Here is a 12,222-nt window from a genome sequence, read left to right as displayed (position 1 = left end):
AAATATTAATTAAGTTGTAATATTGAATAATTATTATGAATAAAAATAGGATATACAAAATAAAATCTTTATATAAATATAAAAGATAAAGGAAGGATTATAATGGATGATTTAGTATTCAACATATGTGAAAGAACTGAAAAGGGAAGTAAAGTGAGAAAAAATGGAGAAATTCCTTGTATTGTTTATGAAAATGACCATTACAAGTCTTTATCTGCTAAAATGACAAAAAAGGAAATGATTAGATTGTTAAAATGTCCCAAAAGTTCAGTTGTATCTTTAAATTTAAATGGAGACTTTAAAAAGTGCATTGTTAAAGAGATGCAACAAGATGCTTTTGGAAAGATAATTCATATAGATTTTCAAAGCATAAATAAAGGGGATTTAGTAAAATTGAAAATTCCAATTAGTTTTGTTGGACAAGATGCTTTATTATCTAAAAATTTATTATTAGAATCATTTATTACAGAAGTAGAGTTACAAGGTGAACCAGATAAATTTCCTAATAACATAACTATAGATGTATCTAAATTAGAAGAGGGAAGTCAAATTTTTATTAAAGATCTATCTATACCAAGTGAAATAATATTAGAAAGCAATAAAGATTTAGCAGTAGCTAAAATAGGATATAATTCTAAAAACGAAGAAAATGATAATGAGGAAGAATAATAATCTCCATAACAAAGAGACTAAAAATATAGTCTCTTTGTTTATTTTGTAAATTTGTATTTCAATAGAATAATATCTTGGTTTATTAATGAGTTGAAAATAGTAATAAAAAGAATAACTGTATTTTTATTATAAAACTCAAATACAGAAGGCTAAATATAAATTTAGAAATAATTTATCCCATAAGAATTGTATTTTACAATTTCTTATGGGTTTTTAATTTTCATAGTGTATAAATATATATTAGAAGAATGAAATAAATACAAATAATGCAAAAATAATATTTATGGCACCTAGTACTATTCCTGTGATAGCTAATGTTTTACCTTTTTGATAATCTCTAGAGATTTGTGCTAAACCTATTGATGAAAGAACAACTGCTACAATTCCAACAATTCCAAAAAAGTTTAAGAAACAGGATATAATACCTAAAACGAAGCCTGCAATAGATAAACCGTTGTAAGAATTATTTGAGTTTTGAAGTTGATTATTATTGTTATTTTCGCTCAACGTTGATCCCCCCGTTATTAATTAATAAATTATATGAGATTATTAACCTAAATATGATAATTAAGTTAAATGATATGTGGGCTAAATAACATATATGTAACTATAAAATTATAGTTATTTTCTGCAGTTGATATTTACTATAATATTGAATAAAATCATAAGACTTTATTTAAATTGAAAGTTTCTCAAGTTGAATATTTAAGAAACAAAAATTTAATATTTTTTATTAATCATAACAATTGTGATTTTTTGAATGATGCATATTAGGTTAGCGAAGATAAAATAAGGAAATTTATATTTAATTTAAAAGAGGAAGTTCTTAAGGCTACGGAAAAGTATAAAAATAGAAAAAAAATATATAATAATAAAATTAAATTTAGTATTGATAAATTTTAAATAAACATATATACTAAATAGGTAAAATTTATATACTCAGATTAACTCTGAGAGAGGTTCGTAACCATCCCTCTATAAAAAACTAGGACCACTAATACACTTTAATATTTTTAAAGATATTAGTTTGATTTTGTTGTTAGAATTTCAATAAAATAATACTAGATTTTAATATATGAGGGAGCTATTAATAATAATAGCTCCCTTTACTTTGCGATGGAATGAACAAATGTTTATTCCATTTTTTATTTTCTGAATATAAATTTTATATTAACTTAATAAAGGAGAAGATAAAATTGAAAAAGAAAGTAATAATTGATTGTGATCCAGGTATAGATGACTCATTAGCATTAATTTTAGCGTTGAATTCACCTGAGATAGAAGTTATAGGAATTACAACAGTTTCAGGTAATGTAAAAGCAGATCAAGGAGCAAGAAATGCATTAAAAGTATTAAAACTAATGAAAAGAGAAGATATACCGGTATACATAGGAGAAGAGGTTCCATTAAAAAGAAAATTAATAACAGCACAAGATACTCATGGAGAAGATGGTCTTGGAGAAACTAATTATCAAGAAGCAGATATGGAGATAAATTATGGTGGAGTAGATTTCATCTTAGAAAAGGCAAGAAAAGATAATATAAGTTTAATTGCCTTAGGCCCATTAACTAATTTGGCAAAAGCAATAGAAAAGGATTTAGAAGCTTTTAATATGATAAATGAAATAGTTTCTATGGGAGGAGCATTTAAGTCTCATGGGAATTGTTCACAAGTGGCAGAATTTAATTATTGGGTAGATCCACATGGAGTTAAAGAAGTATTTGATAAAAGTAAGGTTCCTTTTTCTATGGTTGGATTAGATGTTACTAGAGAAATAGTGTTAACACCTAATCTTATAGAACTTATTAAACAAATTGGAGGAGATGTAGCTAATTTTATTGTAAATATAACTAAATTTTATGTTGATTTCCATTGGAAGCAAGAAAGAACTTTAGGATGTGTAATTAATGATCCCTTAGCAGTAGCATATTTTATTGATAGAAGTATTTGTGAAGGGTTTACATCATATTTGGATATAGTTGTTGATGGAATAGCAGTTGGACAAACTTTAGTTGATATTGGTGAGTTTTATAAAAAAGAGCATAATGGACTTATTTTGAATAAAGTAGATTCTAAAAAATTTATGAAAATGTTTTTGAGGAGAATTTTTCCAAATAATAAAAAAGATATTGAAATAGTACTTAGTAATCCTAAATATGGAATAAATTAAATAACTTTAAAGCGTAAATAATCGGGGGATTTAATATGAAAAGAAATAATACTTTTAAATTAACAGTTATGGCTATGGCTGTTGTAATAAATATTGTAGGAGCATTCGTTGCTGCAACATTAAAACTACCAATCTTCATAGATACAATAGGAACATTTTTATCAGCATTTCTATTTGGACCTATAAGTGGAATGTTAACAGGAATTGTAACTGCATTAATTAATGGATTAACATTTGATCCATACTCACTATATTTTATGCCTGTTCAATTAGTTATAGGTATAGTAGCTGGAGTGTGTTATAAAAAAAATTTATTTAAAGGAAATTATTTAGTTCTTGGTATTGTAATAACAACTGTAATTGGATCTATTGTTGCCTCAATAATTTCTGCCTTTGTTTTTGGTGGAATTACATCATCTGGTACTTCTTTTATTGTAATGTATTTAAAGGAAGCTGGAGTAAATATAGTTACAAGTATATTTTCAACTCAAATTATCTTTGATTTAGTAGATAAAGCTATTACAGTTTTACTTGTATTATCATTAATAAAAGCATTACCTAATAACATTAAAATTAATAATAAAGCATATTAGAATTTGATTAAAAAATAATGAATATGTTTAAAATTAAATTATAGTAATAAAATCAGTATTATAATATACTAATTCTATTATGTTATAAGCAAAATAAGAAAATTTTAAGGAAAGATGTGATTAAAATGAAAGTAGATTTAAATGATGTAATAGAATGTATAGAATTTGAAGGGGAGTTACTAACTCATTACTATAATAAAAAAACAGGAGTAATAATGTATATTGAAGATAATAGTACAGCAATCTATGAAGCTGATGATATACAAAATATTAATAAGTTTGAAGAGTGGGAAAAAGAACTTATACTTTCACTTCATGATTTTAAAGAAAATTATAATGACTATATTCAACTTCCCAATCATATGGATATAGATGAATATGGAATGATGATTAATTTTACTAATAGAATAGAAGACTTAGATGTAAGGAATACAATATTAGAGAATAAAGATTCATTTAGAGAACTAAGAAATGCAATTGAAAATGCTGGTCTTGTTAATGAATGGTATGATTATAGAGAAGATAGTGAAAGAAATTTAGCAATAAAGTGGTGTAAAGATAATAATATAGAGTTTTAATCTTATATTTAAACATATAATAATGAAAGTTTTATGAAAGATATCATCATAAGCTTTCATTATTTTTTTATAGCAAATAATAAGTTTCATTGATAAAAATTTATTTCAGGATTTTATAGTATTCTAAGTTTTTAGTATTTGATTGACATTATAATCACAATTGTAAAGCGTATTTCATAATATAAGATAAAAGGAGATGTATATAATGTTACCAATCCAAAGAAAAATAAGCTCTTATAATTATTCAAGTAGAAACGGTGATAGTGTAAAGTATATAATTCTTCATTATACAGGAAATAAAGGAGATACAGCTAAAAATAATGTTTATTATTTTTATAATGGAGATAAAAGTGCAAGTGCACATTATTTTGTAGATGATACTTCCATATGGCAATCAGTAGAAGAATATAATGCTGCTTGGTCTGTTGGCGATGGAAATGGTGTTTATGGAATAACAAACAAAAATTCTATTAATATAGAAATGTGTTGTAATATCAATGGAGTTATTTCAGAAATAACAGAAAATAATGCATTAGAGTTAGTTAAGTATTTACAAAAGAAATATAATCTTCCTAATAACAATGTTGTAAGGCATTATGATGCAAGTCATAAAATATGTCCTAATTGGTCAGATAATAATTGGAGCAGATGGGATTCTTTTAAAAATAAATTACAAAAGATTTCTAAATAATTGGAAGATGAATTATTAAAAGTTTTTTGTAAAAATCGGTATATTTTAAAATCTTCAAATGTAGTTGAGTCAGTTAAAAAAGATACATTTGTACCAGTAATTGAGCATTATATTCAATATGGTTTTATTGAATATAGGAAAGTTTATAAATAAAATGTAAAGAAATATTATTTTATATAAATTTTAAGGCTAAATGCTTATATAATAAGCATTTAGCCTTTTTTTATCATTATATAGTGATTTTAAATTTTATATATTTTCTAAAATTTTAAGCTTAGAGTAGACTTTTTTGAAATAATTACATATTCAATTAATTTTAAAATAATTAAAGTAAATGACATTTAGAGTAACAATAATAACTATAATATACTAACAAGAAAAATGAGGTGATATAAATATGTATCAATTTAATACTAACTCTTACAAAAATTATTCATGAGGTAAATATTAAAAATAATTTTTAAGGGGATGAATAATTATATGACAAATTTAGAATTAGCAAAAAAAATTGTTGAGCTAATTGGTGGTAATGAAAATGTTATAAAAATTGCAAACTGTATGACTAGATTAAGAATAAACATAAGGGATGAAGATTTAATTAATACAAATGAGTTAAAAAGTACTGAAGGAGTATTAGGAATAGTTCAAAATGGAGATTATCTACAAATTGTATTAGGGCCTGGTAAAGCTAAAAAAGTTGCAGATATTTGCATTGAAGATTTAAATTTACCTAAAGAAGCATTAAAGGCTGGAGAATGGAAAGAAAACAAGGCAGCAGTTAAGGGTTCTCAAAAAGAAAGTAAATTTAAGAAGGTAATTAATATTATTGCTAATATTTTTATCCCCTTAATTCCAGCCATTATTGCAGCAGGTATATTTAATGGTCTAGGAAGCTTAATTTCAACTCTTCAAGGACAAGGTGTTTTAAGTTCTGAAGGATTTTGGAAAATAACTCAATTGATGTTTTCTTTAATAGGTGGAGGATTCTTAGGCTATTTTGCTATTTATACTGGTATAAACTCAGCAAAACAATTTGGTGCAACCGAAGGCTTAGGTGGAATTATAGGTGCTATATCAATAAGTGCAAATATAGTTGCTATATCCCAAACCTTTGGATTATATGATGAAGCTGTACCTTTAAATTCTATCTTAACTACAGGAAAAGGCGGTATTATAGGTGTTATTATGGGAGTTTATATATTAGCTAAGATAGAAAAGGCAATACGTAAGAGAATGCCAGATGTTCTAGATTTAATATTAACTCCACTATTAACATTACTAATAACAGGTATATTATTTGTATTTATTATAATGCCAGTGGCAGGATTTATTTCAGATGGACTAGTAGCTATATTAAGTATAATTATTAATTCGTCTAATCCAGTTGTTAGTGTAATTAGTGGATATATATTAGCTGCATTATTCTTACCAATGGTATTATTAGGATTGCATCATGGATTAATACCAATTTATGCAGTTCAACTAGAAGCGATGGGGGGAGTTTCATTATTCCCAGTACTTGCAATGGCTGGTGCAGGTCAGGTTGGAGCTGCAATAGCTATATATTTAATTGCTAGAAAAGTAAATAATGAAAGATTAAAACAAGTTATTGTAGGAGCACTTCCAGCAGGGTTTTTAGGCGTTGGTGAACCATTGATTTATGGTGTTACTCTTCCTATGTTTAAACCATTTATTACGGCTGGTCTTGGAGCTGGTTTTGGTGGTGCGTATGTAATGTTAACACATGTTTTAGCTAATGCTTGGGGACCATCAGGATTAGTTGCTATTCCTATAATGCAACCACACAGTATGCTTAATTACTTTATAGGATTATGTATTTCTTATATTGCTGGATTTATAATTACTTACTTTGTAATTAAAGAATCAGATGTAAAAAATATATAATTAGGTAATTTAAATTAATTATTTTTTTTAAACTAACTCAAATAAGTATATTTAGTATACTAGTGAATATATATAAATATAAGTTAAAATTATATAATAATATAATTGTTATATGCCACGAAGGTATAGCTTTTTCTGTAGCTATGCCTTCTATTTTTTTGCTTTAAATTATGTAAAGGGGGATTTAGAAAAAAGTAAAAAAGAAGTGTTTAGGGGGAGAAGGTTTATGAAAAATAGAATAGTTAAAAGAATATCATTTTGTTTAATAGGAATTATATCAATTCTATTACTTATTGGATGTAGTAAAACAAAAAGCATAGAAAATGAATCAACAAATAAAAATGACAGATTGGTAATAGCTACAGCTAATGATATTGGAGATTTAAATGCTCATGGTTATTGTCCTATGTATGGTCAAAATTTTCTTTATGATGGACTTACAACCTTTGAAGATGGTGAAGTTAAGCCTTCATTAGCTGAAAGTTGGGATATTTCAGAAGATGGTAAGGAATATATATTTCACCTACGTAAGGGAGTCAAATTTACAGATGGTTCTGAATTTAATGCTAAAATTGTAAAGAAAAATTTTGATGCAATATTACAAAATAAATCTGATCACTCCTTTTTAGAATCTATTAATTTAATGGACTCAATAGAAGTAATTGATGAATACACTGTGAAAATAAAATATAAAGAAGCTTATTATCCAGTGTTACAAGAATTAGCTTTATCTAGACCAGTAAGAATTATGGCCAAAAGCTCATTCCCGGAAGATGGTAATACTTCAGAAAGTATAGTTAAACCTATTGGTACAGGTATGTGGAAGTTAAAGGAATATAAACCAGGACAATATGCAATATTAGATAGAAATGAAGAGTATTGGGGAGAAGCACCTAAATTTAGTGAAATTAAAATAGTATTTACACCTGATGGAGATACATCTGTAAATTTATTAAAAGCTGGAGATGTAGATATGATTTTTGATGTGGAAAGCAGATTGACACCAGATGCCTTTAAAGAATTAGAAAATAATGGTTTTGGAACATTTATTTCTGAACCATTAAGTACAGTTTCATTAATTGTTAACTCTTCTAATGGACCTACTAAGGATTTAAATGTAAGAAAAGCATTGCAGCATGGAGTTAATAAAGAAGTAATTTCTGAACATGTTTTCTATGGTTTACAAAAACCAGCAGATACATTATTTAGTAAGAGTGTACCTTACTGTAATATTAATTTGCCTAAATATGAATATGATATTGAAAAAGCAAATGAATTATTAGATGAGGCAGGTTGGGTATTAGAACAAGGAAAAGAGTATAGAGTTAAAGATGGAAAAGAATTAGAATTAGGATTTTATTTTGATGGAAATAACGTAATTTATAAAACATTAGGAGAAGTATTACAAAATGAATATAAAAATATTGGAGTAAAGATAAACTTAGAAGCAGAGGAAAGGCAAGCTTTAATTCATAGAACTAAGAATAGTGACTTTGAAATAACTATTACTGAAACATGGGGAGACCCATATGACCCACATACTTTAGTAGCATCTATGAAAAATGAAGGATATACTGATTATCAAGCTCAAAAAGGATTGCCTATGAAAAAGGAACTAGATGAAAAAATAAGCAAAGTAATAATTGAAAATGATGAAGAAGTTAGGCAACAGCTTTATAAAGAAATATTAACAACTTTGCATGAACAAGCTGTTTACTTACCTATTTCTAATACAACAAGATTAGTAGCTTGTGATAAGGATTTAACTGGAATAAAATTTAATACCCTTTATTACATTCCAATTGAAGATGTAGAAAGAAATTAAAACATAATTTATTTAAAAATAATATTAGGTGGCTTAAGTTTAGAGTTAGTTCATTAACTTAATGCTTAAGCTTACCTATTCTTTATGGAGGGAAAGGATATTGAAAAAATACATTATAAAAAGGCTTCTTCTATTAATTCCAATATTGTTTTTAGTTTCAATTATAGCTTTTTTATTAGTAAGAATAATGCCCGGTGATGCAGCAACTGCTTATTTAGTTTCTGCTAATATACCTGTAACTGATAAGAATTTAGAAATTGCAATGATGAATTTAGGATTAGATAAACCCATAACAACTCAATATTTTATTTGGATTAAAAATGTGCTTTCCTTAAATTTAGGTGTATCTTATATATCAAAAGATTTAGTATTGCATGATTTATTTTCTGGATTTAAATATACATTATCATTAACTTTTGCATCACTTTTTTGGATTTTTTTAATTAGCATTCCTTTAGGAATTTTTTCTGCTACACATGCAGGGAAGTCAGTTGATAATTTTAGTCGTGTTTTTGCCTTTATTTCAGCGGCTATGCCTTCATTTTGGTTAGGTTTTTTACTAGTTCAATTATTTTCTATTAAATTAGGAATATTACCAGTAGCAGGAGCAGAAAAGTTTTCAAATATTATTTTACCATCAATAACATTAGCATTAGGCTATATTCCTACCTATTCAAGAGTATTAAGAAATAGTTTATTAGAAAATATGAAATCACCAGTAGTAACTTATGCAAGAGCTAGAGGAGTAAGTGAAAGAAAAATATTAATTAATCATGTTTTAAAAGCTTCATTAATTCCTGTTATAACTTCCTTTGGAATGAATTTTGGAGGAATGCTTGCTGGTAGTTTAATTGTAGAAAATGTCTTTTCATGGCCAGGCCTTGGACGAATAATAACAGGAGCTATATCACAAAGAGATTATCCTATTATTCAAGGATATATATTACTTATTGCAATTATATTTATTATAAGTAATCTTTTAGCTGATTTAACCTGTGCATCAATAGATTCAAGAATAAGGTTGGAAGGGTGATATAGTTATGAAGTTAAAAGATATAATAAAGAAATTATTAACTAATAAATTAACATTAGTATGTAGTATATTCATTATTATTTTAATTATATTAGGTATATTTGCACCTATTATTTCAAGGCATGATCCAATAGAAATGGATTTAACTAAAAAGTTTTTACCACTTTCATTTGAATATCCAATGGGTACTGATAATATGGGTAGATGTATATTTTGTAGAATAATTCATGGTATTAGACCTACAATTGGTCTATCATTAATAGCTTGTTTTATATCATCATCATTTGGAATTTTTATAGGAATGTTATCAGGGTTTATTGGAAAAAAACTAGATATGATAATTATGAGAGTTTGTGATATCTTATACTCATTTCCTAGTTTAGTTTTAACTTTAGTTATAATAAGTTTCTTAGGAGCGGGAATAGAGAATATTATAATTGCTATGATTTTAGTACAGTGGATTTGGTATGCAAGAGTATCAAGAAATTTAACAGTAAGAGAAAAGGAGTTAAATTATATTGAAGCTAGTAAATTATTAGGAAGCTCTAATCTTAAAATTATAATCAGAGATATTTTACCAAATATTTTTCCGCAAGTATTAGCAATTTTAACTATAGATTTTGGACATACAATTTTAGCTGTATCAGGATTTTCCTTTTTAGGATTAGGAGTAAAAGCACCTTTCCCAGAGTGGGGAATGATGATAAATGATGGAAGATCATTTATGCATAGTAATCCAATGTTAATGTTTTGGCCAGGAATAATGATTTTGCTAGTTGTACTTAGTAGTAATATAATTGGAGACAATTTAAGAGATTATCTAGAAGAAGCTACTGTTTAGTAATTTAAGGAGGAAAAATTTTTGGATAAAAATTTAGCTTTAGAAATTAATAATTTAAGTATCTATTTTCGTAAACAAGGAAAGGAATATTTAGCGGTTAAAGATATTAATTTAAATTTGAAACAAGGTAAAACTCTAGGGATAATAGGAGAAAGCGGTAGTGGAAAATCATTAACTTGTTCTGCCATATTAGGATTTCTTGATAAGGATAAATGGAATGTGGAGGGGAACATATATTTTAATGAAAAAGAATTACCATATAAAAATAATAAGAAAATGACTCAATATAGAGGAAAGCATATTGCTTTAATATCACAAAATCCTATGAATTCATTTAATCCATTAATGACAATAAGAAAACATTTTTTTGAAACATGTAGCAATGATATGAGTAAATTTGAAATAGAAAATAGAGCTTTAAATATCCTAAAGGAAATGAAAATACAAAACTCTAAAACTGTATTAGACAGTTATCCATATCAGCTTAGTGGAGGAATGCTTCAACGTGTTATGATAGCACTAGCCATAATATTAGAACCTGAAATAATAATTGCAGATGAACCAACTACAGCCTTAGATTTATCAGTTCAATATGAAATAATTAAAATACTAGCAAATATACAAAAGAAATTAGGAACATCAATAGTTTTAGTATCACATGATTTGGCTGTCATAGGACATTTAGCTCATGAAGTAGCTGTTATGTATGGTGGAAGTATAGTGGAAAAAGCAGATATAAATACAATTTTTAACAATCCTAAACATCCATATACAAAGGGGTTACTAAAATCTAGACCAAGATTTTCTAAGGAGCGATTGGAAGCTTTAGATGGAATTCCTCCAAGTTTATTTGTAAGAGGACAAGAATGTGATTTTTATAGTAGATGTAGTGAAAGATGTGAACATTGTAAAGGGATTAATATTCCTAATATTCACTTAGAAAAAAACCATGAGATTAAATGTATATTAATGGAGGGTGAATTATATGGGTACAGGAATGCTTAGAATAGAAAATGTTGAAAAAATCTATAAATTAAAACACAATGAAAAAGTATTAGCTGTAAATGGTGTAACATTGGATATTAATGAAGGGAAATCTACTTGTATTGTTGGAGAAAGCGGATGTGGAAAAAGTACTTTATCTAAATTAATTGTAGGAATAGAAGAGTGTTCAAGTGGAACAATTTATTTTAAAGGTAAAAATATTAAGAGTATTAAAAGAAAAGATGCATTGAGAAAAGATTTACAAATGGTATTTCAAGATAGTTTTTCTTCAGTAAATAAACGTAGAAATATATTACAAATAATAGAAGAACCCTTAATTAATTTTAGTAAATTATCTAAGAAAGATAGGATTAAAAGAGTTTTAGAATTGCTAAATAGTGTTGGTTTAGATGAAAATGACATAAACAAGTTTCCCAATCAATTCAGTGGAGGGCAATTACAGCGTGTATGTATTGCAAGAGCCATAGCTAATAATCCAGATTTATTAGTTCTAGATGAACCATTAAGTAGTTTAGACGTTTCTGTACAAGGACAGATTTTAAATTTATTATCAGATTTAAAATCACAATATAATTTAACATACATCTTTATATCTCATGATTTAGAAGCCGTTTATTATTTAGCTGATTCTATAATTATTATGTATAAAGGTAAAATTCTTGAGCAAATAGATGATATAAAGTACTTTTCAAATATGAAACATCCATATACACAAAAATTATTAAATGCTTCAATTAACTTTAATTCTAAGATTAATAATAATATAGAAAAAGTTAATGAAAATGAAACTACAACTGGATGTGTATATTTTAATAGATGCGATTGCTGTACTTCAATTTGTAAAACAATTCAACCAACTTTAGTTAATATATATGATGGTCATAAAATAGCATGTCATAATAGATAGG

At 26.4% G+C, this 12,222-nt stretch carries 12 protein-coding genes and 1 riboswitch; of the genes, 11 read left to right on the top strand and 1 reads right to left on the bottom strand.

What is annotated here, in order from left to right; genetic code table 11:
* Positions 1-102: 102 nt before the first annotated feature.
* Positions 103-669: a 50S ribosomal protein L25 gene (locus tag I4V51_RS19225; protein WP_195990051.1), complete on the top strand. Its 567-nt coding sequence runs from the start codon at positions 103-105 to the stop codon at positions 667-669.
* 243 nt (positions 670-912) lie between these two features.
* Here I4V51_RS19225 and I4V51_RS19220 read toward each other — a convergent pair whose 3' ends face one another.
* Positions 913-1,179: a DUF4190 domain-containing protein gene (locus tag I4V51_RS19220; protein ID WP_195990050.1), complete on the bottom strand. Its 267-nt coding sequence runs from the start codon at positions 1,177-1,179 to the stop codon at positions 913-915.
* Between the two features lie 443 nt (positions 1,180-1,622).
* Positions 1,623-1,667, top strand: a riboswitch (PreQ1 riboswitch).
* Positions 1,668-1,868: 201 nt separating this feature from the next.
* On the opposite strand from I4V51_RS19220, the gene I4V51_RS19215 reads away from it, so the two are divergent.
* The 10 genes from I4V51_RS19215 (at position 1,869) to I4V51_RS19170 (ending at position 12,221) form a co-directional block, all read left to right on the top strand.
* Positions 1,869-2,843 carry a nucleoside hydrolase gene (locus I4V51_RS19215; protein WP_243281576.1) on the top strand — a complete coding sequence of 325 codons (975 nt, stop codon included), beginning with the start codon at positions 1,869-1,871 and terminating at the stop codon, positions 2,841-2,843.
* Positions 2,844-2,878: 35 nt separating this feature from the next.
* Positions 2,879-3,436 carry an ECF transporter S component gene (locus I4V51_RS19210; RefSeq protein ID WP_195990048.1) on the top strand — a complete coding sequence of 186 codons (558 nt, stop codon included), beginning with the start codon at positions 2,879-2,881 and terminating at the stop codon, positions 3,434-3,436.
* Positions 3,437-3,561: 125 nt separating this feature from the next.
* Positions 3,562-4,014: a UPF0158 family protein gene (locus I4V51_RS19205; protein ID WP_195990047.1), complete on the top strand. Its 453-nt coding sequence runs from the start codon at positions 3,562-3,564 to the stop codon at positions 4,012-4,014.
* Between the two features lie 205 nt (positions 4,015-4,219).
* Positions 4,220-4,705 (top strand): N-acetylmuramoyl-L-alanine amidase, encoded by a 486-nt coding sequence (locus I4V51_RS19200; protein ID WP_195990046.1) that lies wholly within the window; start codon positions 4,220-4,222, stop codon positions 4,703-4,705.
* 480 nt (positions 4,706-5,185) lie between these two features.
* Positions 5,186-6,610 carry a PTS transporter subunit EIIC gene (locus I4V51_RS19195; protein ID WP_195990045.1) on the top strand — a complete coding sequence of 475 codons (1,425 nt, stop codon included), beginning with the start codon at positions 5,186-5,188 and terminating at the stop codon, positions 6,608-6,610.
* Positions 6,611-6,836: 226 nt separating this feature from the next.
* Entirely contained in the window at positions 6,837-8,435 is a 1,599-nt protein-coding gene (gene nikA / locus I4V51_RS19190; RefSeq protein ID WP_195990044.1) for a nickel ABC transporter substrate-binding protein, read from the top strand.
* Positions 8,436-8,535: 100 nt separating this feature from the next.
* Positions 8,536-9,468 carry a nickel ABC transporter permease gene (gene nikB, locus I4V51_RS19185; RefSeq protein WP_195990043.1) on the top strand — a complete coding sequence of 311 codons (933 nt, stop codon included), beginning with the start codon at positions 8,536-8,538 and terminating at the stop codon, positions 9,466-9,468.
* A gap of 7 nt (positions 9,469-9,475) precedes the next feature.
* Entirely contained in the window at positions 9,476-10,309 is an 834-nt protein-coding gene (locus tag I4V51_RS19180; protein WP_195990042.1) for an ABC transporter permease subunit, read from the top strand.
* Positions 10,310-10,330: 21 nt separating this feature from the next.
* Positions 10,331-11,314 (top strand): ABC transporter ATP-binding protein, encoded by a 984-nt coding sequence (locus I4V51_RS19175; RefSeq protein WP_195990041.1) that lies wholly within the window; start codon positions 10,331-10,333, stop codon positions 11,312-11,314.
* Positions 11,295-12,221 carry an ABC transporter ATP-binding protein gene (locus I4V51_RS19170; protein ID WP_243281575.1) on the top strand — a complete coding sequence of 309 codons (927 nt, stop codon included), beginning with the start codon at positions 11,295-11,297 and terminating at the stop codon, positions 12,219-12,221. Before I4V51_RS19175 ends, I4V51_RS19170 begins: the two co-directional genes overlap by 20 nt.
* Position 12,222: the final 1 nt, after the last annotated feature.

It is taken from the genome of Clostridium sp. D53t1_180928_C8, assembly GCF_015667795.1.
In the GTDB taxonomy this organism is placed as follows: Bacteria; Bacillota; Clostridia; order Clostridiales; family Clostridiaceae; genus Clostridium.
This window is presented reverse-complemented; position numbering and strand designations above follow the sequence as displayed.

Bases quoted from the DNA above. Each gene is read 5' to 3' on its own strand.
- I4V51_RS19200 (WP_195990046.1), top strand. From the start codon at position 4,220: ATGTTACCAATCCAAAGAAAAATAAGCTCTTATAATTATTCAAGTAGA.
- nikA (WP_195990044.1), top strand. From the start codon at position 6,837: ATGAAAAATAGAATAGTTAAAAGAATATCATTTTGTTTAATAGGAATT.
- I4V51_RS19205 (WP_195990047.1), top strand. From the start codon at position 3,562: ATGAAAGTAGATTTAAATGATGTAATAGAATGTATAGAATTTGAAGGG.
- I4V51_RS19195 (WP_195990045.1), top strand. From the start codon at position 5,186: ATGACAAATTTAGAATTAGCAAAAAAAATTGTTGAGCTAATTGGTGGT.
- I4V51_RS19225 (WP_195990051.1), top strand. From the start codon at position 103: ATGGATGATTTAGTATTCAACATATGTGAAAGAACTGAAAAGGGAAGT.
- I4V51_RS19210 (WP_195990048.1), top strand. From the start codon at position 2,879: ATGAAAAGAAATAATACTTTTAAATTAACAGTTATGGCTATGGCTGTT.
- I4V51_RS19170 (WP_243281575.1), top strand. From the start codon at position 11,295: ATGGGTACAGGAATGCTTAGAATAGAAAATGTTGAAAAAATCTATAAA.
- I4V51_RS19180 (WP_195990042.1), top strand. From the start codon at position 9,476: ATGAAGTTAAAAGATATAATAAAGAAATTATTAACTAATAAATTAACA.